This window comes from Cohaesibacter marisflavi (genome assembly GCF_963665895.2).
In the GTDB taxonomy this organism is placed as follows: Bacteria; Pseudomonadota; Alphaproteobacteria; order Rhizobiales; family Cohaesibacteraceae; genus Cohaesibacter; species Cohaesibacter marisflavi.
The window spans coordinates 1,105,731-1,132,088 of the sequence record NZ_OY762534.1; the positions used below are offsets into that span (position 1 = coordinate 1,105,731).

At 52.9% G+C, this 26,358-nt stretch carries 22 protein-coding genes and 2 tRNA genes; 8 read left to right on the plus strand and 16 right to left on the minus strand.

Annotated features, from left to right (window positions below):
- Positions 1-20: 20 nt before the first annotated feature.
- From ACKPCT_RS06175 to yajC, 4 genes are all read right to left on the minus strand, one after another.
- Entirely contained in the window at positions 21-416 is a 396-nt protein-coding gene (locus tag ACKPCT_RS06175; RefSeq protein ID WP_319569392.1) for an Mth938-like domain-containing protein, read from the minus strand.
- Positions 417-539: 123 nt separating this feature from the next.
- The gene (gene secF / locus ACKPCT_RS06180; RefSeq protein WP_244544716.1) at positions 540-1,499 is read right to left on the minus strand and encodes a protein translocase subunit SecF; all 960 of its coding nucleotides are present in this window, start codon (positions 1,497-1,499) and stop codon (positions 540-542) included.
- An 18-nt stretch (positions 1,500-1,517) separates the two neighbouring features.
- On the minus strand, positions 1,518-3,152 hold the full coding sequence (gene secD, locus ACKPCT_RS06185) for a protein translocase subunit SecD (protein ID WP_319568683.1): 1,635 nt from the start codon (positions 3,150-3,152) through the stop codon (positions 1,518-1,520).
- A gap of 76 nt (positions 3,153-3,228) precedes the next feature.
- On the minus strand, positions 3,229-3,564 hold the full coding sequence (gene yajC, locus ACKPCT_RS06190) for a preprotein translocase subunit YajC (protein ID WP_090073721.1): 336 nt from the start codon (positions 3,562-3,564) through the stop codon (positions 3,229-3,231).
- A gap of 252 nt (positions 3,565-3,816) precedes the next feature.
- On the opposite strand from yajC, the gene ACKPCT_RS06195 reads away from it, so the two are divergent.
- On the plus strand, positions 3,817-4,695 hold the full coding sequence (locus ACKPCT_RS06195; RefSeq protein ID WP_319568684.1) for an ATP-binding protein: 879 nt from the start codon (positions 3,817-3,819) through the stop codon (positions 4,693-4,695).
- Between the two features lie 23 nt (positions 4,696-4,718).
- On the opposite strand, the gene ACKPCT_RS06200 is transcribed toward ACKPCT_RS06195, so the two are convergent.
- The 5 genes from ACKPCT_RS06200 to ACKPCT_RS06220 form a co-directional block, all read right to left on the minus strand.
- Positions 4,719-4,970, minus strand: coding sequence for a hypothetical protein (locus ACKPCT_RS06200; RefSeq protein WP_090073723.1), 252 nt, complete (start codon positions 4,968-4,970; stop codon positions 4,719-4,721).
- A gap of 149 nt (positions 4,971-5,119) precedes the next feature.
- A complete protein-coding gene (locus ACKPCT_RS06205) occupies positions 5,120-7,978 on the minus strand; it encodes a valine--tRNA ligase (protein ID WP_319568685.1) in 2,859 nt (952 codons plus the stop codon).
- Between the two features lie 262 nt (positions 7,979-8,240).
- Positions 8,241-8,960, minus strand: a complete 720-nt coding sequence (locus tag ACKPCT_RS06210) for a PopZ family protein (RefSeq protein ID WP_090073822.1) — start codon at positions 8,958-8,960, stop codon at positions 8,241-8,243.
- A gap of 325 nt (positions 8,961-9,285) precedes the next feature.
- Positions 9,286-10,671, minus strand: a complete 1,386-nt coding sequence (locus ACKPCT_RS06215; protein ID WP_210186767.1) for a TolC family outer membrane protein — start codon at positions 10,669-10,671, stop codon at positions 9,286-9,288.
- A 350-nt stretch (positions 10,672-11,021) separates the two neighbouring features.
- Complete coding sequence (locus tag ACKPCT_RS06220) at positions 11,022-11,675, minus strand: protein-L-isoaspartate O-methyltransferase family protein (protein WP_090073727.1); 654 nt, start codon at positions 11,673-11,675, stop codon at positions 11,022-11,024.
- Positions 11,676-11,963: 288 nt separating this feature from the next.
- On the opposite strand from ACKPCT_RS06220, the gene ACKPCT_RS06225 reads away from it, so the two are divergent.
- Positions 11,964-12,037 (plus strand) — tRNA-Cys (locus ACKPCT_RS06225).
- A 124-nt stretch (positions 12,038-12,161) separates the two neighbouring features.
- On the opposite strand, the gene ACKPCT_RS06230 is transcribed toward ACKPCT_RS06225, so the two are convergent.
- Positions 12,162-13,133, minus strand: coding sequence for a sensor domain-containing diguanylate cyclase (locus ACKPCT_RS06230; protein ID WP_319568686.1), 972 nt, complete (start codon positions 13,131-13,133; stop codon positions 12,162-12,164).
- A 516-nt stretch (positions 13,134-13,649) separates the two neighbouring features.
- On the opposite strand from ACKPCT_RS06230, the gene cobD reads away from it, so the two are divergent.
- Together cobD and cbiB are read left to right on the plus strand one after the other, a co-directional pair.
- The gene (gene cobD, locus ACKPCT_RS06235; protein WP_090073730.1) at positions 13,650-14,678 is read left to right on the plus strand and encodes a threonine-phosphate decarboxylase CobD; all 1,029 of its coding nucleotides are present in this window, start codon (positions 13,650-13,652) and stop codon (positions 14,676-14,678) included.
- Entirely contained in the window at positions 14,675-15,670 is a 996-nt protein-coding gene (gene cbiB / locus ACKPCT_RS06240; RefSeq protein ID WP_319568687.1) for an adenosylcobinamide-phosphate synthase CbiB, read from the plus strand. Before cobD ends, cbiB begins: the two co-directional genes overlap by 4 nt.
- 45 nt (positions 15,671-15,715) lie before the next feature.
- Here cbiB and cobU read toward each other — a convergent pair whose 3' ends face one another.
- Together cobU and ACKPCT_RS06250 are read right to left on the minus strand one after the other, a co-directional pair.
- The gene (cobU, locus tag ACKPCT_RS06245) at positions 15,716-16,270 is read right to left on the minus strand and encodes a bifunctional adenosylcobinamide kinase/adenosylcobinamide-phosphate guanylyltransferase (protein ID WP_319568688.1); all 555 of its coding nucleotides are present in this window, start codon (positions 16,268-16,270) and stop codon (positions 15,716-15,718) included.
- On the minus strand, positions 16,267-16,551 hold the full coding sequence (locus tag ACKPCT_RS06250) for a hypothetical protein (RefSeq protein ID WP_244544719.1): 285 nt from the start codon (positions 16,549-16,551) through the stop codon (positions 16,267-16,269). Before ACKPCT_RS06250 ends, cobU begins: the two co-directional genes overlap by 4 nt.
- A gap of 263 nt (positions 16,552-16,814) precedes the next feature.
- On the opposite strand from ACKPCT_RS06250, the gene ACKPCT_RS06255 reads away from it, so the two are divergent.
- Positions 16,815-16,890, plus strand: a tRNA-Asn gene (locus ACKPCT_RS06255).
- A gap of 61 nt (positions 16,891-16,951) precedes the next feature.
- Here the strand turns inward: ACKPCT_RS06255 and ACKPCT_RS06260 are convergent.
- The 3 genes from ACKPCT_RS06260 to ACKPCT_RS06270 all read right to left on the minus strand — a co-directional run bounded on the left by ACKPCT_RS06260 (position 16,952) and on the right by ACKPCT_RS06270 (position 22,505).
- Positions 16,952-20,044, minus strand: coding sequence for an efflux RND transporter permease subunit (locus ACKPCT_RS06260; RefSeq protein ID WP_319568689.1), 3,093 nt, complete (start codon positions 20,042-20,044; stop codon positions 16,952-16,954).
- Between the two features lie 2 nt (positions 20,045-20,046).
- A complete protein-coding gene (locus ACKPCT_RS06265; protein ID WP_319568690.1) occupies positions 20,047-21,384 on the minus strand; it encodes an efflux RND transporter periplasmic adaptor subunit in 1,338 nt (445 codons plus the stop codon).
- Between the two features lie 227 nt (positions 21,385-21,611).
- A complete protein-coding gene (locus tag ACKPCT_RS06270) occupies positions 21,612-22,505 on the minus strand; it encodes a LysR family transcriptional regulator (RefSeq protein WP_319568691.1) in 894 nt (297 codons plus the stop codon).
- A 113-nt stretch (positions 22,506-22,618) separates the two neighbouring features.
- Here ACKPCT_RS06270 and ACKPCT_RS06275 point away from each other — a divergent pair, with 113 nt between their 5' ends.
- The 3 genes from ACKPCT_RS06275 to ACKPCT_RS06285 all read left to right on the plus strand — a co-directional run bounded on the left by ACKPCT_RS06275 (position 22,619) and on the right by ACKPCT_RS06285 (position 24,331).
- Complete coding sequence (locus ACKPCT_RS06275) at positions 22,619-23,167, plus strand: carboxymuconolactone decarboxylase family protein (protein WP_319568692.1); 549 nt, start codon at positions 22,619-22,621, stop codon at positions 23,165-23,167.
- An 83-nt stretch (positions 23,168-23,250) separates the two neighbouring features.
- Complete coding sequence (locus tag ACKPCT_RS06280) at positions 23,251-23,715, plus strand: nuclear transport factor 2 family protein (RefSeq protein ID WP_319568693.1); 465 nt, start codon at positions 23,251-23,253, stop codon at positions 23,713-23,715.
- Position 23,716: 1 nt separating this feature from the next.
- The gene (locus ACKPCT_RS06285) at positions 23,717-24,331 is read left to right on the plus strand and encodes a pyridoxamine 5'-phosphate oxidase family protein (RefSeq protein WP_319568694.1); all 615 of its coding nucleotides are present in this window, start codon (positions 23,717-23,719) and stop codon (positions 24,329-24,331) included.
- On the opposite strand, the gene ACKPCT_RS06290 is transcribed toward ACKPCT_RS06285, so the two are convergent.
- Entirely contained in the window at positions 24,328-26,340 is a 2,013-nt protein-coding gene (locus tag ACKPCT_RS06290) for an acyltransferase family protein (RefSeq protein ID WP_319568695.1), read from the minus strand. The two genes, ACKPCT_RS06285 and ACKPCT_RS06290, sit on opposite strands and share 4 nt — an antisense overlap.
- Positions 26,341-26,358 lie beyond the last annotated feature (18 nt).

Genomic DNA, 26,358 nt, shown 5'->3' on the forward strand with positions numbered 1-26,358 from the left:
TACTCCGCGTTGATGGTCGGTTATGACACTGGAAATAACGCCGCAGCAACGGCCCGGTCCTCAGATAGCAGAATATTCAAGGTTCTTACCGCTGCGCCCGTGTCCATGATATCCAGCTTTATGCCCGCTTGACGTATGTGGTTCGCAAGCGATTGGGCGAGTGGCACAATGAGATTGCCCGTTCCAAGGATCAGAAGTTCGATGTCGCGGCTTTCAGCCAGCAGCTTTTCAAAGTGATCAGTCGTCAGAGCATTGACTGTTTCGACGTCCCAGCGGTGCACGCCACTGGGCAAAAACAGAATGGCTCCCTGATGGGACATTTCGCCAAAGCGGAAGCCGCCATTGCCATAGAAATCGATTGGGTCATGTCCGGGATAATAGGCATCTGTCATTTCAAGGCCGGATGCCGGAGCCATAGTATCTTGGTCTGTTTCAACCGTTGGATCAGTGTCCACGCCAGAGGTTGTCTCTCCGGCGTGGGAATTGTCTTTCAAATTGGGCGAGGCCTTTTTGCCCTGCAGCCATTTGAATACCATCGATCAGGACGCTGCTGTGCCTTCTACTTCTTCTCCATCGTCTGGCTTCTGAACATGTTCAGACCGCAGATTGAAGAAGATCAGCAGTGGGGCTGCGATGAAGATCGATGAGTAGGTGCCGACGAAAACACCCCAGATCATGGCGAAGGTGAAGGAGCGAATGACCTCCCCGCCAAGGAAATAGAGCGAGCCAAGTGCCAGCAAAGTTGTGAAGGATGTCAGGGTCGTACGAGAGAGCGTCCGGTTGATGGACTGGTCAAGCACTTCCTTGAGCGGCATCTTCTTGTATTTGCGCAAATCTTCACGAATACGGTCGTAAACAACCACGGTATCGTTCAAAGAATAACCGACAATCGTCAGGATAGCTGCGATGGTGGTCAGGTTGAAGTCGATCTGCAACAATGCGAACACACCGATGGTCATGATCACGTCATGCGCCGTAGCGGCAACAGCCCCAACAGCAAACTGCCATTCGAACCGGAACCAGATATAGACCATGATGGCGAGCAACGCCGAGAGGACCGAGATGGCGCCGGTCGTTGCCAGTTCGCCCGAAACTCGGGGACCAACCACCTCAACGCGGCGGTAAGTCACTGCGTTACCGAGGGTTTCCTTGACCAGAGACACGACACGCTGCTGTGCCTCTTCTGCGCTTTCGCCTTCGCCGCCCTGGGTTTGAACGCGGATCAGCACGTCATTCGGTGCGCCGAATTCCTGTACTTCCACATCGCCCAGATCCAACGCATTGAGGTTGCCACGGATAGACGCCAGATCGGCGACATCTTCAGCCGTCTGGATTTCAATCAGAGTACCGCCCTTGAAGTCGATGCCGTAATTGAGGCCCGCGATCAAGAACAATACAATGGATGCGACAAGCAAGGTGGCTGAAAGCGGAAAGCTCCAGTACCGATGCCGCATGAACCGGATTTTGGTGCCATCCGGGATAAAACGAATTGGTTTCATTTTCTTATCTCCGGTAGGTCAGATTGGCAGATTGGATGGGCGACGGTATTTGATCCATGTCGCAACAATCAATCGGTTGAAAGTGAATGCCGAGAAGACGGTCGTTACGATGCCAACGGCCAGCGTAATAGCAAATCCTCGCACTGGACCGGAGCCCAGAGAAAAGAGGATCACTGCGGCGATAAATGTCGTGATGTTGGCGTCGAGAATGGTGCCCAAAGCGCGGGAGTAACCCGCATCAATTGCAGCAATTGTAGAGCGACCATAATTGTTTTCTTCTCGTATGCGTTCGAAAATAAGAACGTTTGCGTCCACTGCCATGCCGACGGTCAACACGATACCGGCGATGCCGGGCAATGTGAGCGTGGCACCGAGGAAGGAAAGTACCCCGAGCAACAGGCAAACGTTCACCGCCAGCGCGATATTGGCAAAAATGCCGAACAGGCCATAGGCAATGATCATGAAGATCACGACGGCAAAAGCACCCACGATACCGGCAATTTCACCGGCAGCAATGGAGTCAGCGCCAAGGCCCGGACCAACCGTCCGTTCTTCAACAATGGTCAGCTTGGCGGGCAACGCACCGGCGCGCATCAACACGGCAAGGTCGTTGGCGCTTTCGGCTGTAAAGGAGCCGGAAATAATGCCGGAACCGCCGCGGATTGGTTCGCGGATGGATGGGGCTGAAATAACCTCTTCATCAAGTACGATGGCGAATGGCAGGCCAACATTCTGCTCGGTAACGCGAGCAAACTTTTTAGCGCCCGATGTATTGAAGCGGAAGGAGACAACCGGTTCGTTTGTACGGGAATCAAATGTGGGCTGCGCGTCATCCAGTTCGTCACCGGAAATCAGAACGCGTTTCTTGACGAGATATGGAACACGGTTTTCCTGAGCTGTCGGGTTCTGTGGATCGTCAGCCTCGTAGAGAATTTCGGAATCCAGCGGTGGACGCGTCTGAAGAGCCGTTTCTGGCGCCATGGACGTGTCGACCATACGGAAAGACAGGTTCGCGGTTGTTTCTAGAATGTCTTTCAGGCGATCCGGGTCTTGCAGGCCAGGGACCTGAACAAGAATGCGATCTTCCCCTTCGCGCTGAATGGATGGTTCGGTCGTTCCGAGTTCGTCAACGCGGCGGCGAATGACTTCTACCGACTGAGCCACTGCGTTTGATACGCGCGAGGTGATGCCCTCCTCGGTCAACACAAGGCGCATCAGGCCATCGTCATTGACTTCGAGCGAGGTTTCCATCGCGCCACCACCAGTGAGTAGCGAGGTCGAGACAGGTTGAACCAGATCTTGCAATTTTTCACGCGCAGCGTCTAGCTGCGTGATATCGCGGATGCGGACCTGAACAGCGCCATCTCTGGCAGCCAGACCAGTGTAACCGATTTTATCTTCACGCAAAGCAGAACGGACATCACCGCGCAGGATCTCGAGCCGATCCTCGATAATGCCTTCTTTTTCCACCTGCATGAGAATGTGCGCACCACCTTGCAGGTCAAGACCAAGCACAATCTTGCTGTTTGGCAGCCAGCTTGGATAATCGGCTTGCAGTTCCTGGTCGGAAAAGAGGTTGGGAATAGAAAAGAGAAGGCCTACAATCACCACTAGCAAAACCAGTGTCACCTTCCATCGGGCAAAATGTAGCATAAGGCTATCCTACCACCATAGGCAGTGCACCCGGACCATGTCCGAGTGCATATGAGTATCAAATATTCGAATGCGATTATTTAGCGTCGCCTGCTGGCTCGCTCTTGGAGCGGACTTCGGCAATCGACTTACGCATCAATTTGATCTTTACGCCTTCTGCAATTTCGACAGAAATTTCATTTTCGTCAGTCGCATTGGTCACTTTGCCGACAATGCCGCCATTGGAGACGATTGTGTCGCCACGACGAACATTGGAAATCAATGCAGCGTGCTTTTTCATCTGCTGACGTTGCGGGCGAATGATCAGGAAATACATGATCACGAAAATCAGGATGAACGGCAAAACGGAAATCAGGAATTCCGGACCGGCGGCGGCACCTGCGCCCTGTGCATAAGCTGGCGTTACAAACATTTCTTGCTCCTTTGAGGCCAGTATGGACGTATCCCGTCCCTTTAGGCTTTTGTAAATTTGAGCGGACTATAGCGGTCCCGGCGGAGATTGCAAATAGTCAGTTGATGGTTTGCAACGTCCGGTCCAATTCTGCTAATCAAGGCTTAGACATAATGATCCTTTGTGCAAAGGGAAAGGGTGAAGGCAGCCATTATTGCTGTTTTTCTGCACCTAATTTGGCACAGGGCGACAAAAGACGGAGACTCCGGTTTCATGACTGCCAAAACACTTGCTGATATTGCCGCAATTCTGAAGGACATACATGCGAGCATCGAGCGTGCTGTCCCCCCACTTCCCGAAGATGTGGATCTTGGAGCGGCGGATGCCTTTGTCTGGCATGCAGATCCGGTACCGCATTTGCAGGCGGTCAGCAAGGTAAACCGGGTGGAGCTTTCTCTCCTCAAAGCGGTCGATCGCAACCGCGATATGATCCTTGAAAATACCCAACGTTTTGCCAAGGGCCTGCCTGCCAACAACGCCCTGCTCTGGGGCGCGCGCGGCATGGGCAAGAGTTCGCTCGTGAAGGCCTGTCATGCGGCGGTCAACAAGGAACTGGAAGGCAAGGCGACCGCACTCAAGCTGATAGAGATTGCGCGCGAGGATATCGATAGCCTGCCAATCCTGATGAATATCCTCAGAGAGCACGAAGAGCGCTGCATTCTCTTCTGTGATGACCTGTCGTTCGATACTGGCGAGACGGCCTATAAGTCGCTCAAGGCGGTTTTGGACGGGGGTATCGAAGGCCGTCCGGGGAATGTATTGTTCTATGCGACCTCGAACCGGCGCCACCTGATGCCACGGGACATGATCGAGAATGAACGCTCAACCTCGATCAACCCGAGTGAGGCCGTACAGGAAAAGGTATCCCTCTCCGATCGTTTCGGGCTTTGGATCGGGTTTCACAATTGCTCTCAGAATGACTATCTGGCGATGGTTGAGGGCTACGTGACTGAATATGGCATCGAGGTGGATGCGGATGAGTTGCGTTCTTCTGCGCTGGAATGGTCAACGACGCGTGGATCCCGCTCAGGCCGTGTAGCCTGGCAGTTCATTCAGGATCTCGCTGGCGCCAAGGGTGTGCAGATTTCGTAAAGACAGCGCCCTTTTGTCTGGCGCTAGTGGGTTATTCTCTGCGCGATGAAACGAAGCTCGGAGCCGATTGCCATTGTTTTGCCGATACGGTCAGGGTGCGTAACGATGAAGGAAGCATCCTCACTCATCGTGTAGCGCGTCCTGTCGTTGATCGGTAGTGTTTGTTCATAGAGCTTTCTCAATAAATGCTCTACCTGACTCTGTTCCATCCGCCTGAAGGATCTGGAGTAGAATTCTTCGGCGCAATCATATCCCTTGATGACCCAGTCAGACATAAAATCCTCCCAGTGTTAAGGTGCATTTGATGGGCCTTACAATGCGAGTTTACGCCTGTTTGCTCTTCTCCTCAATTCAAACAAGGGATATAGAAACCCCGCCAGCGGATGCTAACGGGGTTTCAATTTGTGTCGTGTGCGACCAGACGCTAGAGAGCGGCCAGAATGCGGTCGAGGGCTTCTTGAACCTTGGCTTTCAGTTCATTCTGCTCGGCCAGTTTGGCTTTTTGCTCTTCAACGATCTCTGCTGGAGCGTTGGCAACGAACTTCTCGTTGCCCAGCTTTTTCTCGAATTTTTCGGCGACCTTGGCGATCTTGTCGAGGTCTTTTTCGAGACGCGCCTTTTCCGCATCCAGATCGATGATGCCTGCCAGTGGCAGCGCAACGGTTGCTTCATGAACAACAACCTGAGCGGAGCCCTGTGGCACGGCTTCAGAGACCTTGATGTCTTCAACGCGCGCCAGACGCTTGATGATGGCATCATGGGCTGCAAGGCGGGCCTTGGTTTCCTCGGATGCACCAACAACTTCCAGCTTGAGCTGAGTGGATGGCTTGATATTCATCTCAGACCGGATCGACCGAATGGCAGAGATCATGTCGACCAGCCAGTTGATGTCATCAGCTGCGCCGGTGTCCTTGATGTCAAAGCTCGGCCAGTCTTCAAGAATGAGCAAACCCTTGCGAGCCGGACCGGCTTTGCCGGTTTCTGCCCAGAGTTCTTCCGTGATGAATGGCATGATCGGATGCAGAAGCAGACAGATCTGGTCCAAAACCCAAGCTGCACAAGCCTGTGTTTCGCTCTTGGCTGCGCTCTCGCCCTCGGCCTGCAGAACAGGTTTGGAAAGCTCGATATACCAGTCGCAATAAAGGTTCCAGACAAAGCGATAAAGCGTGTTGGCGGCATCATTGAAGCGATAGGATTCAATGGCGTCAGACACTTCGTTCGCCGCTTTGGCCAACTCGGCAACGATCCACTGGTTGACCGTTTCTTTAACGGCCGAAGGATCAAAGTCAGCGGTGCGTTCGCAGCCATTCATCTGAGTGAAACGGGTTGCGTTCCAGAGCTTGGTGCCGAAGTTGCGGTAGCCTGCAACGCGGCTGGTGGCCAGCTTGATGTCGCGCCCCTGTGCAGCCATGGCCGTCAGGGTGAAGCGAACGGCGTCCGCACCATATTCGTCAACCAGATCGAGCGGATCGATGACGTTGCCTTTGGATTTGGACATCTTGGCGCCATGCTCATCGCGCACCAGCGCATGAACATAAACGGTGTGGAACGGCTCTTCCTTCATGAAGTGCATGGACATCATCATCATGCGAGCAACCCAGAAGAAGATGATGTCAAAGCCGGTAACCAGAACGTCGGTCTGGTAATAGCGTTCCAGCTCGGGCGTCTTGTCAGGCCAGCCAAGGGTGGAGAATGGCCACAGAGCAGAGGAGAACCAGGTGTCCAGCACGTCTTCGTCGCGCTTCAGGTCTACATCCGTGCCATAATGCGCCTTGGCCTGTTCAGCCGCTTCTGCATCATCATGGGCAACAAAGATGTGATCATCCGGGCCAAACCAGGCCGGAATGCGATGGCCCCACCAGAGCTGACGGGAAATACACCAAGGTTCGATATTTTCCATCCACTCGAAATAGGTCTTTTCCCAATTCTGCGGAACGAACTTGGTGCGCCCTTCCCTGACCGAGTCGATCGCTGGACCCGCAAGGGTCTTGGCGTCGGCAAACCATTGGTCAGTCAGCATTGGTTCAATGACAACACCGGAGCGGTCGCCGAACGGCTGCATGATCTTCTTGTTTTCGACGAAAGGAACGTCGTTGCCTTCTTCATCCTTGGCGAAAACGCAAAGGCCTTCAGCGTTGATGGCGTCAACGATCTGCTTGCGAGCCTCGAAGCGATCAAGACCGCGATATTCGTCAGGAACGAGGTTGATTTCATCCACTTCGCGTTCGCCGGGCAATTCGCCGGTCTTGGCGATTTCCAGCGCTTTGGCAGCGCATTCGGCATAAGGGGCGCCATCGGCGCGCATGCCTGCCTGTACGTCCATCAGACGGTAGCAAGGGATCTTGTTGCGTCGGGCAACCTGATAGTCATTAAAATCGTGCGCGCCGGTAATTTTAACGGCACCAGAGCCAAAGTCCGGATCGGGATATTCATCACAAATGATCGGGATCAGACGACGATGCTCTTTCGGTCCAACCGGGATTTCACAAAGCTTGCCAACGATTGGTGCATAGCGCTCATCGGACGGATGAACCGCAACGGCGCCATCGCCCAGCATGGTTTCAGGACGGGTCGTTGCAATGGAAATATAGTCGCGTTCTTCGGTGAAGAGGACATTGCCGTCTTCATCCTTCTCGACATAGGTGTAGGTTTCACCGCCTGCGAGTGGATATTTGAAGTGCCACATATGGCCGTCGACTTCCTTGTTCTCGACTTCGAGATCGGAAATCGCGGTTTCAAATTTCGGGTCCCAATTGACCAGGCGTTTGCCACGGTAGATCAGGCCTTCTTTGTAAAGCTGAATGAAAACCTTCTGAACGGCCTTGGAGAGGCCCTCGTCCATAGTGAAGCGTTCGCGAGACCAGTCAGCAGTGGCACCAAGGCGACGCAGCTGATTGAAGATGGTGCCTCCGGATTCGCCCTTCCACTGCCAGACGCGATCAACAAAGGCATCGCGGCCCATGGAGCGGCGGTCCGGCTCATTGTTGGCGGCCAGTTGGCGTTCAACAACCATCTGTGTTGCGATACCTGCATGGTCCATGCCTGGCTGCCAGAGGACGTCCAGCCCCTTCATGCGGTGATAGCGGATCATGACGTCCTGAAGGGTGTTGTTCAGGGCATGTCCCATGTGCAACGAGCCGGTGACGTTCGGTGGTGGGATGACGATGGAGAAGCTGTCCTGTCCATCCTTCTTGCCAGCGCCGGCTTTGAATGCGCCGGCTTTTTCCCATTCATCATAAAGGCGCGGCTCTACGGTCGCCGCATCAAAAGTTTTTTCAAGCATTGCACATCCATATTGCAGATCGCCCAGCGCGTTCGCTTGCAGATCTGTCATTCTGAGGCTTGAACCGACACAAGCAGAGCTACGACAGCGCACTGGTCGGTACGAAAACTGTATCGGTTATGGTGTAAATCCCATTCCCCCAAAACTGTCAACCATTTGCGAGGCTAACTGGTCAAACTTCGTGCTATGGGCGCAATTTTTACGACAAAAACACGCAATTGGGGGAGTCTTGAGACGATTGTGAAGGAGTTGGGGCGGGCGATCAGCGGTAATGCTGCTCGCCCCTGGACACTCGTTCGATCTCCGCACGCACCAAGCGTTCTACCATCACTGGCAAATTTTGGTCGAGCCATGCCTTGAGCATCGGGCGCAGCATATCTTCGACGACATTTTCAATCGTGCGTGAGTTGTTGTTCAAGATTGTATGAGTCAAATCACCAAAGGCGCTGGTGACCTTCTGAGATGTGTCATCGGAGACCAGAGGTGCGCCGCGTTCGACATTCGGCAGAGGTCCATCGGGCATTGAAGCGGAACTGAAGGCAGACTGAAGAGCTTCAGGAACAGCCTCTTCCAGCTTCTGATTGACGATATCCTCGATCGGAGCCGTTTCCTCCTGCTCCTTGGTTGCCTGCTCTGCATTGGCGAACATGACGTCGTCGTCTTGGGGTTCGACAAAGTCGGATTCTTGCCATTCGGATGAAAGCTCAAGAACGTCTTCTTCCTTGGGGGCTTCTTCCTCTTCCATGGCAGCCATAGCTGCGGCCATGTCGATTTCCTCTTCTTCCGGTTCCGGCTGAGGAGAAGGTTCATCAAACAGGGCGTCGAGCGCTTCCTGACTCATGGCTTCATCGGGATCTGCCTCTGGCTCTTTGGCTGGAGTTGCTTCATCTCCGATAGCAGCTTCTTCATCCGAGATAATCCTACGGATGGAAGCGAGAATCTCCTCCATGGAAGGTTCTTGAGCTGCACTGGAATTTGACATGGCCTCACCCGAAACTAACGACAAACAGGTCATAGAGCGCGCATGTTGCGCCGTGAACATGATTCGCCCATCTTTTAACTATAGAGTGTTTGTCAATTTGTTGAAATCTGTTCCGCAAAAAAGCATCAATGAGATGTGGAGTGAAGGAAATATGCGTTAATTTCCCCGTAATCCTGCTCTTTTCGATCATGCGCAACAAATGAACGATGCTGAAATACTTGTTTTGGTGCGCGATCAATTTGGTCTCAGACCTACCAAAACGCGAAAAGCCGACTATGAGCCGGCTTTTCGTTTGAGTTTTCTTCGCGATCTGAATGTTGGCTACTCAGCGTCCATCTGGGGTGCGCAAGCCAACCCACTTGTCACGAACCGCGTTGTAGTGCTCGGTAGGATCGTAACGCTGCACTTTCAGCTTCAGATTGGAAGCGGAAAGATTGCCGGTTGCGGAGGCAACCGCAAAAGATGCAACGATGCGATCATGTTGCGCCTGAACCAAGGCAATGCGTGCAGAGATCAGGTCTTCCTGCTGATCAAGAACGTCGAGCAGTGTACGCTGACCAACTTTCTGTTCTTCGATCACACCCTGCGTGGCCAGTCGTGCTGCCTTGACCTGTGCCTGAGCGGCTGTGATGGACGGGATACTAGCCTGCAGGGCCGCCCATGCGGAAGCGATGCCGGCTCGAATCTGTGCTCGCGCCAGATCCAGCTGAATGCGCGCCTGACCGAGACTTTCCTTGGCCTGACGAACAGCTGAATGGTTGGCGCCGCCAGAGTAAAGCGGAATGCTGATGTTACCGGTAATGGAAGCGCTGTTGGTTGCGCCGTCAATGTTGGCATTATTGTTGTTGTTCGACCAGCTTCGGCCGGCTTGCCCTGTTACTGAAACAGTGGGAAGCAATGCGCCTTCAGCGATCTTTACAGCCAATTCGGATACATCAACATTGTAGGTTGCTGAGCGGATGGCCGGATGCTGGGAAAGGCCCTGATTGACGGCTGCGTTCAAGGATTTGGGGAACAGATTGTCAACCGAATAGCCGGCAACCAGAGTGCCTGCCTTTTTGCCAACCAGTTGTTCGTAGGTTGCGCGGCTTGCCGTCAGATTGGCTTCCGCAGCATGTACCATGGAAATTGCTGCAGCGAGGCTTGCTTCAGCCTGATTGACGTCGGTATTGATGGTTTCACCAACGGCGAAGCGATCTCTTGCGGAGCGCGCCTGCTCTCTCAGGAAAGCAACATTCTGTTTGCGCAACTCAAGAATGGCCTGGTTCTGCAGGATGTCCATATAAGCTGTGGCTACTTCGAGCAAAACGGACTGTTCTGTGCTTTTGAGGCTTTCTCTTGCTGCTTCAATGGCTGCTTCAGCTTGCTTGACACCATTTTGGGTGCGATTGCCACGATAAAGAATCTGTTGGACCTGAAGCACCATGTTCAGCGTATTGGCTTGGCTATTTTCCAGATACCCGGAACGGAATTCGGAATTTGTCCAACTGCGCTGGGCTGATGCTGTCCCCGAAATCGTCGGGCGATAACCTGCCAGGGCCTGAGGCACATTTTCGTCGGTTGCGCGCAAACCAGCACGCGCCGCGTTGAGCGTCGGGTTGTTGCTATATGCAAGCGACAATGCGTTTGAAAGATTTTCAGCAGAAGCGCCATGCACGTTGCATAGCAGTGCAGTTAAAGCACATAGCGAAATTGTCCGAAGCCTAGCCACACCATTACTCCTAAATGAATTTTCGACATGGTTAGCCTCACCACGTCGATACTTGGATGTTCTTTTGTCGAGGACCATAATAGGAAGACAAATGTATTCCTAGAGGTCAGTCGTTCGATTCTCTTAAAAAAATGTGAATACTGCTTTATTGCAACACTTTAAGAAACGGTGCCGTAAAGATGTAGCCACTATTTTGTCGCACAATGATGTCGTGCATGTGTATCATATTGTGGAAGCTAAAGGATTTCCTCGTGGAAATGTTCTTCCAAGATACTGGTAGCGGTCATTTCTGCTCTTAATTCCTGATTCTGACGGCGAGTCATTATGAAATGATTATCAGGCGATTGCGCTTAGAAATGAAAGGCTTGCGGCTTCTGGAATTCTCTCAGCACTGGCGCGTTGGTATCAAAAGCGGAAATGCTGGAAAAGTTGTCTCCCTTGCGCAGGATGCGCACCGCTTCAGCCATGGTTTTATCACCCTTTGCTGCAACAAGGGTTCCCCCTTCTTTTAACTGCATGAGGAGTGATTGAGGGATCTCTTCCACGGTGCCATTGATGAATATGACATCATAAGGCCCTTCGGAAGGAACGCCTTCTTTTACATCGCCCGGAATTACAGCGACATTGTCATACCCCAGATCCGAAATGGCTGCCTCTGCGGCTGTCGCCAGCGCCTCATCGCTTTCCACTGCAACGACTGTGTTGGATAGCCAAGATGCGATAGCAGCCGTGTACCCAGAGCCAGAGCCGATGATCAGAACGAGATCGTCTGGTTTTATGTCGGCCAGTTGCAGCATTTTCGCCAAAGGCGATGGTTGCGTCATCACGCGCGTATCGGAGATGCGGATGTCTGCGTCCGAATAAGCCAATTCCTGTTTGCTGTCTGGAACAAACTTTTCTCGCGGCACCGAAAGGAAGGCTTTCAGAATAGCGTAGGACGTGACATCTGTCGTGCGGATCTGGTTGTCCACCATGTTACGCCGCGCTTGATCGAACTGGATCATCTTCCGAACTCCTCATCGCTTCACAGGCCTGTACCGGCGGGCTTATAGAGTGCACTATATTAAGTGCTATTCCTTCCGTGGGAAGGCGTATTTCTTTTCAATTTCAATATCGCTCTGATGGCGTCGTGGCAAGGGCAAAGGCTGTATATATACTTAAAGGTGTATGACTTTCTGTGCCGGGAGATAAAATTTCTGGGGGTGTTATCAAAAATGTCAAAAATGTCGTGGATTTGGACTTGAGACATCAATAGCCATTTGCTATTGAGCTTCCACCACATACGCACGGATGGCTCGATGGCGGAGTGGTGACGCAGCGGATTGCAAATCCGTGTACGCCGGTTCGATTCCGGCTCGAGCCTCCAACTCTCCTAAATAATTCAAGCGCTTATTAAGACTTGCTAAAGCAGGTCTTCTGGTTTTGTGCATGCTGTGACATCTGCCTCCTCTTTCATGGCGCGCTTTTTACACTGGCCAGATAAGGACATGTCATGCTGCGATTGTGACGGTTCTGTTCCTGCCTTTGCTTTTCGCCTGATAGAGACATTTATCCGCGACGCGTAACAATTCCGTGACAGAATAGACGTTGCTTGTGTTGAGGGATGAGACGCCAAAGCTGGTGGTAACGGAAATCTCCTGATTACAATAGTAGGTTGGCATATTGGCAATGCTTGTGCGGATTCGTTCCGCAATTTGAAAGGCGTCAGCTATTTCGGTCTGGGGTAGCAATATGGTGAACTCCTCCCCTCCAAAACGAGCTGGTGTATCAAAAGCGCGTATCTGGCTGCGACAGATATCTGCGATCTGCTGCAACACTCTGTCCCCTGCCGCATGGCCATAAGAATCATTCACTTTCTTGAATCTGTCGATATCGAAAAGGATCAGACTCAAATCGGAATCATATCGTTTTGAACGTTCAAGTTCTTGTCGCGCCTTGAGCCAAAAGCCCTGTCTTTGTTGCAGTCCGGTCAGGCAATCGAATGTTGCGAGAGATCTGAGTTCGATTTCGTCAATCACAACGCGCCCCATATCATATAGATTGGCCAGTTGATCGTGAGTAAGCTTGCGTGGCTTGTGGTCCATGATGCAAAGGACGCCAAGATGATGGCCCGAAGGCGATGTCAAAGGCACGCCCGCGTAAAAGCGGATCTTGTGCGGGCCCTGTACGATATCGGAGTTTTTGAAGCGATCATCCAGCAAACTGTCTTCGACAACGAGTGGGTGGCCACTTTCCAATGCGACGGCGCAAAAAGACCCTTCTCTGGTGGCCTCATCCAGATGCAGCCCCTGCTTGGATTTGAACCATTGGCGGTTTTCGTCTGCAAGGGAAATGAGGGCGATTGGGGTATCAAGCAAATCTCTGGTCAGGCGTGTAATGCGGTCAAATGTCTCTTCTGGTTCGGTGTCCAGAATCGCATAGCGCTTCAATTCCTGCAGGCGGCGATGTTCAGTACAAGTCACCAGAAAACTCCCTTGACTGGTGGGGGCAATTTGGCCGGTATTTTGCACAGAGTTTATTAATAAAATGTGACCTCAAGTTGTGATCGTAATTGAATAAAACTTGCCGAAAATTGCACTTTCATGCGGAATGAAATGGCCTTTCTGTAAATGGCCAATTTCTGGCGCGTTCTTGACGGGCATGGAAAAAATATGCGTTATTACATAGATTTATGGACGTTTCATTAGTTATGTTGGGGTCTGATGCGAACATGACCCAGGCCTTTTCTGCTATTGAAAAATTGATTACAATTGCATCTATTGGGCGGCCCTGTTGGGAAAGGTGCAAAAGTTAACGCAATGGGTGCGCTCTATTTGTAAATGCTATTGTTTTGTTGAATTCTCAAATCAATTTGGCATTGGCAATTATTCTGGTCATATCAATCCGAACGGTTGCTCAAAAGCCCGTTTGGGTTTGCATCCCATGGCTAAAAGGTCTATGCGTTAGTCTCAATTGCCGAACAATTTGGGGCTTGGATTATGGTAGCCAGCGACGACAACATTATGATGCATGGGGGCGATCTGTCCGCAGCAATGAACCGATATGGCGGAACACGGGAAGGTTGGCTGGATCTATCTGCTGGTATCAACCACGTGTCTTATCCATTTGATAGAGATTCTGCACTGGATTCAATTGGTTGTCTTCCGACACAAGCGGATCTTGTCGATTGTCTGGCAGCTGCGCGCGTGGCTTACAATGTTCCCGATGAAGTATCGATTGTTGCGTCATCCGGGACGCAGTCTCTTATTCAGTCCATGCCGGTGCTGTTGGGCACAAACCAGAGTTGCCTCATTCTCGGACCGACCTATTCTGAGCATCAGCGCGCCATGGCGCGTGCCGGTGTTGATGTGGCAATGGTCAATGAAGTGCCGAAGGAATTCTTCCCGGGCGATTGCCTGCTGGTTTGCAACCCGAACAATCCCGATGGTCGGACGCTGGAAGCGGAGTTGCTGGTTGAGTTGGCGAGCAAGCTGCATCGCCAGCGGGGGCTGCTCATCGTTGATGAGGCCTTTGCGGATGTAAATCCTCAGTTGAGCGTAATGCCGCATCTCGCTGAAATGCCAAACTGCGTCATTCTGCGCTCCTTTGGCAAATTCTTTGGTCTGTCCGGCATCCGGCTCGGCTTCCTCATGGGGCATGAGGTCCAGATTAGCAAGATTCGCGACATGCTGGGTCCTTGGGCTGTTTCCACCCCTGCCCTGCGCGTTGGCACTCAAGCGCTGAGTGATCTGGAATGGCAAAAGAGCCAGCGTGAAAAGCTTCAGGCTCAAGCCGAGCTGATGGACAAGGTACTCGATAAACGTGGTCTTTACACCGCTGGAGGCACGTCGCTTTTCCGTCTGGTGATCAAGGAAGACGCTCGCGATCTTCATCGCAAGCTGGCTGAAATGCACATCTGGTCACGGATCTTCGACTATCGCTCCGATTATATCCGTTTCGGTATTCCTATCGATCAGAAAGCGATGAACCGATTTGACGAAGCACTTGGCAAGGTTATGTATCGGTGATTCCATTTGGTGGACTGTTCGCAGGTGCGGTCCTTCTGGCTTTGCTTCTGGACGCGGTGTTTGGTGAGCCTGATTGGTTATGGCGCCGGATGCCGCATCCTGTGGTTTTTTTCGGTAAAGCGATTTCCTTTTTCGAGAAACGTTTCAATCGCCCCAAGGACCAAAGTGCCTTATTGGGGCGGTTAGCGGGGACTTTTCCCCTGGCTATCCTTCTTCTGCTGGGCTGCGCTCTGGGAACCGGGATACAGCTCGGGTTGATGGAGCTTGGTGGCGTTGGGGGCGTTCTGATTGCCGTGATTGCTTCGACCCTGCTCGCTCAGAAAAGTCTTTATGAGCATGTGGAGCGGGTCGCCGTGCCGCTATCACAATCTGACTTGCAAGGTGCACGCGCTGCTGTTTCCATGATTGTCGGACGCGACACCAGTAAGCTAGACGAGGCGGGCGTTACGCGCGCGGCCATAGAGAGTCTTGCGGAGAACTATTCCGATGGAATCGTTGCACCACTTTTTTGGCTGGTGCTGTTCGGCCTGCCGGGGCTTATTTGCTATAAAATCGTCAATACTGCCGATAGCATGATTGGTCACCGGAATGAGCGCTACCTCTATTTCGGCTGGGCGGCGGCGAGGCTCGATGATGTGCTCAATCTCATTCCGGCGCGTCTCACCATGATTCTATTGCTTTTCTCGCCTGTTTCCCTGCATCGCTCCCGCACGGTTGCCTTCCAGTCATGGACGCGCTTTTTCGCTGATGCACGGCGCCACCGGTCTCCCAACGCCGGCTGGCCTGAAGGGGCCATGGCCCGCAGGCTTGACATTGCCCTCTCCGGCCCGCGCTATTATGAAAGCGTGTTGGTGGATGAGCCGTTTGTCAACGACACAGGAAGGCGGCAGATCGGAGCAGATGATATTGTGCTGGCTCTAAAGCTGTATGGACGTGCCTGTCAGTGCCAGTTTGTGATCGTTGCACTGCTTGGCACCGGCGCTCTGATCTAAAGGCTGGAAGTCCTTGTGTAGAGCTTCCGACTTATTGCCTCTTCGTCAAAGAACGAGCTTTGGTTGGTCATTTGGTTTGAGCAGAAGGGGTAAGCCGCAGCGCACTTCAACGACACGCTCACACGCTTTGGCAAGTTGCTGATTCAATCTGCCCTGATGGTCGCGGAATTGCCGCACCAGCGGGGATGACGGAACAATCCCCTGCCCCACTTCATTTGAAACGATAACAATATGAGCATGCGTTTCTGCCATGGCATCGAGAAAGCCGCCCACATGGTCTTGCAGCGGTAAATCATGATAAGTCAGATTGTTAAGCCAAAGAGTGGCACAGTCTATTAGAAGCACTGTCTCTGCGTTGTCATGTTCTTTCACGACGCGATCAATGGCGATCTCTTCTTCGATCGCTTGCCAGCGTGGGCCCCGGTCGTCCTTGTGTTTCTGTATCCGTGCTGCCATCTCCTTGTCGCCAGAAAAAACCGGTGACGTAGCCACATAGATCAGATTGAAGGGACTGTCTTCACAGAGCGTCTGAGCAAATGCGCTTTTGCCAGATCTCGCTCCGCCCACAACGAGCGTCGTTCGTGCGGAATGCGTCTTCATGCCAGATCATGCTCCTGTGTTTTCTGAGGCGCTGGAAGCAGTTGGCTTCTCTTGCGCTTTTCCATCTTGATGGCGATCTTTCTGCGATATTTGCGTAAGAATGGCAAATCGATCGAAAGGATCAGTAGGCCGAGCGGGAGCATCCAGAATCCGAGGATCGGTAAGAATCCGAGTATACCACCCAGAATCAAAAGCACGCCCAAGACCTTTCTGGCAAATGGTGACTGGGGTATTTTTATCGTTTTGGGACCAAAGCGAAATTCTTTTTGCGGGCTGATCATCTGACGGGCAATCTTTGCGATGTTGTTGATAATTTACTCTTTTTGCCAATCCACCACGGCAAAACAGCGGAATTATGGCGCTTATGCACTGCTTGGTGCTGTTCTGCAGTTTAAGCTTTCTATGACAGTTGCCCTGTCTTTTCCACTGATCCACAAGAGAAATTAAAAAGATGAAAAAAGGGGCTTGGCAAGCGCGGCTCTCTCCATTAGAAACCACCTCACCAACGTTGAGACGGAAACAACGGATCAACGAAAAAGAGTTTTCCCCAGTAGCTCAGTTGGTAGAGCAAGCGACTGTTAATCGCTGGGTCGCTGGTTCGAGTCCGGCCTGGGGAGCCATATTAAAGGCCTGTTACTTTCGAGTAACAGGCCTTTTTGATTCCTTACATCATGGTGTCGATCAGGCCTTTTTCTTTCCGTATCCGAAGTCTGTCAGAATGGCGAAGAGGCTAGGCACAAGGAAGAGCGACAACACGGTGGCGGTGAGCAAGCCAAAGGCGAGACTGTTGACCAGCGGGATAAGGAATTGCGCCTGTGTGCTCGTCTCGGAGAGCAGCGGCAACAAGCCTGCTATCGTTGTGAGGGATGTCATCACCACAGCGCGCAAACGGGCCTTGGCTGCCTGCTTTGTTGCCTGCAACGGGTCGTGCCCTGCTGCCATTTCCTCATGGATGAAGGATACCAGCAGGATAGAGTTGTTGACTACCACGCCGGAAAGTGTTGCCAATCCCACAAGGCTTGGTATGGAGATATCCAGCCCCATGAGAAGATGGCCGATTACCATGCCGATTGCACCCAGAGGAATGGCTGCCAGCACCACGAAAGGCAAGACATAGCTTCTAAACTGGAAGCTGAGCAGGATGAAGACGAACGCCAGCCCGATATAGAAGTTGGTGAGAAGCGAACCGCCTGTTGTGGCTGCTTCCTTGCCCTGTCCATTGAAGGCGACGCTTACTGCCGGATATGCTTTCTTCAATTGCGGTACGAACCCGGTTTTCACTTCCATCATCAATTCGCGCGCATTGACTACTTTGGGTTTGATGGAGCCCTGAATGGTGACCGTGCGCAGACCGTCCACGCGGTTGATGCGAGCATAGCCGCGACTCTCGGTGATATCCGCTACGGTCGATAGTGGGATTTTTGATCCGTCTGTTGCCGTCACATAGATGGAGTTGATCCCTCCCCGGCTATCAATGGCGCCTTCGGCCAGCCTGACGCGCACATCAACGCCGTAGCGACCCGTCTGGATCTCCAGACCTGTATTGCCCTGAACGACCGCTCTGAGCTCTTCTGAGACGGATTTGGCTGTCAGGCCAAGGCCTCCGGCGTCATCATGCAGCTTGACGATAAACTCGGGTTTGCCTGGGCGCAGATCATCCAGCACATCCACCACGCCTTCGTAATTATAGAGGAAGGCCTTGAGGTCGTTGCCTGCCTGCTTGATCTGTTCAAGATTGCTGCCGCGCAAACGGATGTCGATGGCGTTGCCAGCCACTCCGCGTTCCTTGTCGGTGAATTTCATGGCAAGGCTGCCCGGAACCGGTCCGGTATATTTACGCCATTTGGAGAGCATTTCCTGAAGCGAGCCCTCCCGATCTTGCGCCCGCAGGAGATCGGCACTGATGGTTGCCAGATGGGGGCCCTTCTCGTTGGCGTCTGCGTTGATCCCGTAATAGACAAGGACGTTGTTCACCAGATCCTTGCCATCTTTCTGCATGGGGGCGAAATCCGCGTTGACCTTGTCGAGCGCTTTGACGACCTGCTGCACAGCCAGCTCAGTCTCAGAAAGTGGCGTCCCCTGAGGCATCAGGATACGAGCCTGAATCGTGTCGCTTTCCAGATTGGGAAAGGACCGGAATTTCAGCATCCCGCTGGAGAAGGCGCCAAAGGAGAGAATCAGCAACGCAATGATGAAGCCAGTCGTGAGATAACGCCAACTCACGGCCCAATCGATCATCGGGCCGAAAATACCGGTTCTAAAGCGCTCAAAGCCTCGCTCGAAAGCGGCATGAAAACGGGATTGCTTTCGGCTGCCCTGATTCTTGAGCGAGTGATAAAGGTGCGATGGCAGGATCAGGAAAGCCTCGATGAGGCTGATTGCAAGCGTAATGACCAGAATAACCGGAAGTACCTTGAGGACAGCGCCGATCTTGCCTGCCATAAGGGCCAGTGGGCCAACAATGAGGATTGTCGTCAGGAAGGAGGAAATGACGCTTGGCAGTACCTGCCTTGTGCCGTTTACGGCTGCTTCCAGCTCACTCTCGCCCCGCTTGAGGCGGGCGCCGATATTTTCCGATATGACGATCGCGTCGTCCATCAAGAGGCCGGTGGAGACAATGAGCCCAACCATGGTCATGGTGTTGAGCGTATAGCCCAGCCCTTGCATGGCGAAAATTGCACCCAGGAAGGAGACCGGCAGTCCCATGGCAACCCAGAAGCTGTAGCGCAGGGAGAAGAAGACCCACATGGTCAGGAACACGAGAACAAGCCCCTGTATGCCGTTGTCGGTGAGGATCCGCAGCCGGTCGACGATGTTCGGCGACACATCCTGCGAGATATCGAGACTGACACCCGGAGGGGCGCTGGCACGTTCGCTTTCCAGAATGGTATCGATGAGGGTCTTGATCTTCAGGGTATCCTGATTGGGCGTCTTGGCAATTTCAATCAGGGCGGCGCGCTGGCCGTTGAAAGTGACTTTGTCCTCGGCAAATTCGAAAGTCTTGGTGACGGTGGCGATGTCTTTCAGGCGAACGATGCCACCATCATCTGAGCTCTTGATGACGAGTTCGGCAAATTCACGTGGTTTGCGCCTCTGGTCCGCATAGCGCAACACCAGATCGCCACTCTTTGTTTCCAATGTGCCTGCTGGCAGGTCGACGCTCTGCACCTTGATGGCGTTGGCCACATCGGTGATGCTAAGGCCCAGGTCGCGTAAGGCCGTTTCGGATACACGAATGTCAATCAATGGGTCGGCAAAGCCCTTCATTGTGGCTTGCGCGATCTGCTTGTTGCGCATTACCCGCGAGAGCACCTTGTCGGCATAGGCAAACAGGGCGCCCGGATCGTCAATGCCGGTAATCGCGATTGTCGAGATTGTTGCGGTCCGCTCCATCTTGGTAACGGTGGGGCGCTCTACATTGGCCGGAAAACCGGTAATGGCTTCAATCTCGCTTTTGATATCGTTGTAGAAGGTATCAAAATCGCGCCCCTCGATCATGGTCACGACTGCGATGGCGAGATTTTCTCTGGCTTCACAGGTCATTTCCAGCTTGTCGGGAATAACGCCGAGCGCTTCTTCGAAGCGGAGGCATACCGCCTCTTCAACGTCCAGCGCCGTGGCGCCGGGATAGCTGACGCGAGCCTCCACCTGGGTGGGGTCGGTTGCCGGGAATGTGTCGCGTTGCAGTTTCGGCAAAGCCAGAATGCCGATCAGCAGAATGCCGACCATCAGCAGGTTGGCTGCTGTGGGATGTTTGGCGAAATAGCGGATCATGACTATTTGTTCCCCTCGCTAGGCGCTTTGCCAGAGGCTTCAGCCATTACACGTTCCAGAAGCTTCTTGTCCGGTTTTGGCCCGACTAGCATGCCGTCCACCGGTGCAGGCAGGTCGGATACGACCACCTTGTCATTTGGTTCAAGACCTGACATCAGAACCGCAATGTCGCCCTGAATATAAGCCACCTTGACCGGCTTGAAATGCAGACGCTTTTCAGCGTCCACAACCATCACCTTGCCTTTGCGAATGGCTGATGCGGGAACAGCAATCTTGTCCTTCTTAGGTTGCCCCTGAAGGATGACTTCTACGGCGGTATCTTTGACCAAAGGTGGTTTTTGGCCCGGAGTTGCCTGACCATACGGGTCTGTAACGGTCAACACGATGCCGCGGGTTCTGGTTTTGGGGTTCATGACCGCCGAAACGCGGTCGACCTTGGCATCCCACAGGATATCTTTTTTCGGTGTGCGCAGGATCACCTTGGCTTTCAAGGCGTCATGTCTCTGCGATAGTCCGCCTCCCTCTGCAAGAGCTTCCAATGGAGCCCCCTCCTCGCCAGCTTTGCCAAAGAGTGGATTGAGCGCGCCAATGGGGAATTGCGCGACGATTTCCGCAATGGCTATGCCATCCCCCGAGAAAAGCTGTTGGCCCTTGTTTACATATTGGCCGACGGCGATATCTACGCTTTCGAGCCGTACATCGAAGGGGGCTTTCAGCTCGGTGCGCTCCCGGTTGAGTGCAGCAATTTCGCGCTGTTGCAGCAGCACTTTGCGTTCAGCCTCATTCAATTTGAGCGCGCTCAACAAAGACTGCACCTTGGCATCCTGCGTCAGCAGTGCTCGCTCTGCGGTGTCTACAATCGATTGGGACGCCGAGCCGCGTGAAAGCAATTCGGTTTTGCGGGCCAGATCTTCCTTGAGTAAAGCAAGAGAGCGCTCCTCGATCTTTAATGATACCTTCGTGGTTTCATCTTTTGCATCAAGGGCTTCACTTTGAGCGTCTATCTGAGCCAGGGCTAGGTCATATTCACGTTCGTCGATACGAAGAAGGCTGGTTCCCGCTGCAATGAGCAAACCGTCACGGAGTTTTTCCGAAGTCCAGACTACCGGGCCTGCGACTTGCGCCACGGCATCCCATGTGCGGCTGGGCTGCACCTTGCCAAAGCCTGATATGGAAGGAATTGCGGAGACGGGTTTGGTGGCAATCACTTTGACCGGCGTTGCTTTTTCCTGTTTATCGGTTGCTGCCCTTGGAGGCTTGGCCGCTTGGCTGAAAAACATGAAAAGAGCGATTGCTATCAAGATGGGCGGAAGAACAAGAGTCTTTTTCAGAATGTTCATGGCGAGGCTCATGGTGCTTTCGAAACAGGGAAGAATCAGGACAGAATTTCCTTTAATTCAATGTTTTGAAAGTAGCTTGCGGTTGAGCCTTTGTACAAGTCGCAAATCTTATCCTATGGTATCCTTTTGTATCCATTGAGGCGAGACGTCGCGGTTTGCTGCGATATGCAAACGCGCGGCTATGTCGATAGAGATGGGAGTGTTGCAAGTTGGAGTTTGTAGATGTTCTAGCTGAGGACACTGCGCAAACGCGGTGAGGCGAAGTCTATGAAACTGCGCAGCTTTTGTGGCACCGGTCGACCGAGATAGATAATGTTGACGGGCCATGGCTGTGGCTCATCTTCCATAAGGATGATTTCCAAGCGGCCCTCTTTGACTGCTTTGGATACCTGATAGGACAAAACACGCGTTATACCCAATCCGGAAGCGGCGGCTTCGATTGCGGCCTCGGCGGTATTGACGCCGAGACGCGTATTGACCGGCACTTGTCTTGCGGATTTGTCTGAACCGAATGACCAGCGGTCTGCGGGCATTAGATTTTCAAATGTGACGCAGGAATGAGAGACAAGGTCTTCTGGCGTCTGTGGGTGTCCATGGTTTTGCAGATAGGATGGGCTCGCACAGGCCACTTGTCGCACCTCACCCAATCGGCGCGCGCGCAAGCTGCTGTCTGGCAAATGGCCAATGCGTATGGCTGCATCTATTTGCTCTTCCTGAAGATTGACACTGCGATCCGTTTGCTCCAGACGCGCCGTTACATCCGGGTAGGACGCCAGAAAATCTGTCAGCACCGGCAATATGTGCAAGCGCCCGAACACAATCGGTGCCGTTAGCGTCAAGAGCCCCTTGGGTTCAGAAAACTCCCCGGCCGCAGTGCGCTCTGCTTCATCAACTTCCTCAAGAATTTGGCGACAGGCCGCTACATAGGCTGTGCCCTGATCAGTCACTGTCAGGCCACGGGCCGACCGGTTGAGAATGGTGGTGCCGATACGGCTTTCAAGGTCGGATATCCGACGACTGACCGTTGTGAGTGGCAAACCAAGGCTGCGCGCTGCGGCTGAGAGACTACCCGCATCAACAACGGCAACGAGAACAGACATGGCGTCAAGACGATCAGACATGTTTCCAAATTCCGGAAGGTTTCCTTCCAATCTTATTGTCTTATCAAATAAATTGGAAGCCCTATTTTGACTGCATCGAAAGCAAACGCGATACTAACAAAGGAGAAACAAACATGTCTCGCATACCATACCCATCCACGATTGATGCAGCCCCAGAAGCGTCTCGCCCCCTTCTTGAACAAGTAACCAAGCAGTTGGGCAGCGCGCCGAACCTCTTCCGTCTTGCAGGGGTAAACCCTGCTGCTCTTGAAGGCTATCTTGGTCTTTTCGGTGCGTTGGGCAAAGGACAGTTGCCTGCGGCCACTCGTGAGCGGATTGCGCTGGCTATCTCCGAGTTTAACGGCTGCGGCTATTGCCTTTCGGCTCACACCTATCTGGCAACCAACATTGCCAAGCTGCCAGCCGAAGAGATTTCCGCAAACCGTCAAGGGCGCTCCACTGATGCAAAGGCAAATGCCGCCATCGTCTTTGCTTTGGCAGTTGCCAAAAACCGCGGTCACATCGCAGATGCCGATTTGGCCGCAGTCCGCGCTGCTGGCTACGACAATGCTCAGGTTATCGAAATTGTCCTGCATGTCGCGTTCAATATCTGGACCAACTATCTCAACGAAGTCGCCAAAACAGAGATCGACTTCCCAGTGGCAGAAGGCGTCGCCGCCTAATCGGTGCCCAACTGGCGGCGTTCCCTGTGTTCGCCGCCTTTTTTCTTCTCCCTATTCTTATCATCTCGCTTGAGGAGTTTCTCATGAGCCGACCACCCCTACCCCCGTTTTCGCGCAATGATGCTGTTCGAAAAGTCCGTCTGGCCGAAGACGCCTGGAACAGCCGCGACCCCGAAGCGGTTTCGCTCGCTTATACGCCAGAAAGCCGTTGGCGCAACCGCAGCACATTCCTCAATGGACGCGCGGAGATTGTTGCCTTTCTGAGCGAGAAATGGAGCAAAGAGCTGGACTATCGCCTGATCAAGGAACTCTGGGCCTTTCAAGGTAACCGGATTGCAGTGCGGTTTGCCTATGAATGGCAGGATAAAACCGGTCAATGGACACGGTCCTATGGAAATGAGAACTGGGAATTCGATGAAGAAGGACTGATGGCAGTGCGCTTTGCCTGCATCAATGACCTGCCCATCAAGGAAACGGATCGTCTTTTCCGTTGGCCACTGGGGCGTCGGCCTGATGATCATCCATCCCTTGCTGAGCTGGGGCTGTAAGATGATCCCTCATGGTTTCACACCTAGTGATGTGGCGTTTTCATGCGCGGTAAAAGCCACACAAGAGGCGAAGGGCTCGCGAGAGCTCTATGCCCGTATGGAACAAAAGCGCCCATGGTCCGAACGAGTGACGCCGGAACTGGAGCGTTTCATATCGCAGCAGACGAGCTTTTTCCTTGGCACAGCCAATGCTCAGGGCCAACCTTATATTCAGCATCGGGGCGGGCCCGCTGGATTTCTGCAAGTGCTCACCGATACCCGACTTGCTTTTGCCGATCTGGCTGGAAACAGGCAATATATCACGCTTGGCAATCTTTCGGAAAATCAGCAAGCCTATCTGTTTTTGATCGACTACCAAGAAGCGCGGCGTATCAAGCTTTGGGGCACGGCAAGCGTGGTGGAAGATGATGAAGCGCTGCTGGATCAGCTCAAAATGGCGGAGAGCAAGGGGCGACCTGAGCGGGTTATCCTGTTTGATCTTATCGCGTGGGACGTCAATTGTCCGCAGCATATTCCTCGCAAGATGGACACAGGCAAAGTGTCTGAACTGCTTGCGGAGCGGGACGCGCGCATTGCAGATCTTGAAGCGCGGCTTGCGCGACGCGATGCGCGTTAATTCAGGGCTCTATGGCTTGAGCGCATCGCCGCGATGATATCGGGCAAGATGAGATCAACCCCAAGATTGCTTAGGTGATCATCATCAATATAAAGCGGTCTTTTCCCCTCTACCACCGCGCATGCGCCTTGAGAACAAAACCTCTCATGAGGATAAACAACGGTAACGTCGGGTCTTTTGGCCAACCGCTCCAGGGCCTGGAGTGTTTTGGCCTGTCGCTTGTCAAATGCTTCTCGCTTAGAGATGGGCAACAGGAAGTCGAGATTTGTTGAGCGAATAAGCATCTCGGGTACGTTATAGTCGATCTCGGGCACGGGGCCGACAATGACGACATGAGCACCCAGATCTGTAAAATTGGCTACGGTGCGCGCCAAGGCATCGTTGAAATTGATTTTCTGGCCATTGTTCTTGTCGTCGAACAGCGGTGTAGGCAAGCCCCCATCGCCGGGCGAAACCATATCCGAGGCATAGTTGCCCCAGCGGGTGGAGAGTACAACAAGAGGCACCTTTTTCGCTTTTACGACTTCCTGTAAATAGTGTCCCAGTTGTGCGCATTCCTCGCGGTTTTTCAGCTTTGATATATGAACGTCCAGTAGCGCCGGACAGGCTGGCATCACGGCCAATATGCCACTCATACCAAGCTTATTAAGGTCAGGCTTGAGTTCATGCCAAAGCATTCCTGCATGGCTATCGCCCCACATGATGAACAGCTCATTGTTGCTTGCGCCCTCAGTCTGACATGAAGAGATCGCCGCTTTGCGCATGCCGTGCAATCCTTCAATCGGTGTACAAGGCGGAACCGGGGAGCCCTTATTTTCAACCTGATAATAGATCTCTTGTGCTGGCGGGTTCAACCGCTGCGGAATACCCTTCAAATTGATCACGATACCGGCTATCAGGCACAGGGCAGCTAGTATTGCCCCCATCCCGCCAAGGGCCAGACTATGGCGACGCCCTTCACGCGCTCGCCGTAAGGGGGTTTCTATGAATTTCCAGCTGAGAAAAGACAAGCCGGTGGCAAGCAGGAACAGAACGCATTTCTCTGCAAAAACTAGGTCGCGCCCTAGATACAAGGCCGGAAATACGATGATTGGCCAGTGGAACAAATAGAGCGAATAGGAAATCTGGCCAAAGAACAGTGCTGGAGGAGACGTGACAACCCTTTTGTAAAAACTGCCGTTTCGCGGAACGATTTGCACCAGAACTGCCGTTGCCGAGACGGGCAACAAAGCGACAAGGCCGGGGAACGTGGTGTTCTCATCTATGAGCGTTACGGATGCAACAAGGCCAATGATTGCCGAATAGGTCAAGACAGCTGACAGCGCTTTGCCCGGCTTGAAGCGACCGTCCCAATAGGCGATCAGCCCACCAACACCAATTTCCCAGAAGCGTGTGATGGGCATATAGAAGGCAAAGTTGCTGTCAAAAAGCAAATAGACGGTAAGCACATTGCTGATGAAGGAAATAGCGAGCAAGGCCAGCAGAGCCATCAGAATAGCTTTGGAACGATTGGTCGCAAAGCGTGCCGATAGCAGCAGCAACAGGGGAATGAGGAGGTAGAATTGGAACTCTACACCGAGCGACCATGTGTGTAGCAACGGGATGGTTCTGGCCGCTGCGGCAAAATAGTCCAGACGATCATTGAAATAGATATTGGAGCCGGAAAATAACGCAGCAACGGATGATTCCGCCAGTGAAACAAACTCCTTGGGCGTGTTGATGATGAAGCCAACCGCCAGCGCGAGGGCGACAACCAAAATCAGCGCAGGATAGATCCTGCGGATGCGCCGGTCGTAAAAGCCTGCAAGCGAGAATTTCCCATCGATAATGTCTGGCAGCATGCTGCGCAGAATGACATATCCGGAAATAACATAAAAAACATCTACCCCAACGAAGCCACCAGGAATGAAGGCAAAGTTGAGATGGAACAGGAAGACAGAAAGCACCGCGAATGCCCGTAAACCGTCGATATCCGTGCGATAGCTGGCGCTTTTCACTGGGTCTTTCATCGCTTATCTGGTCCGTGC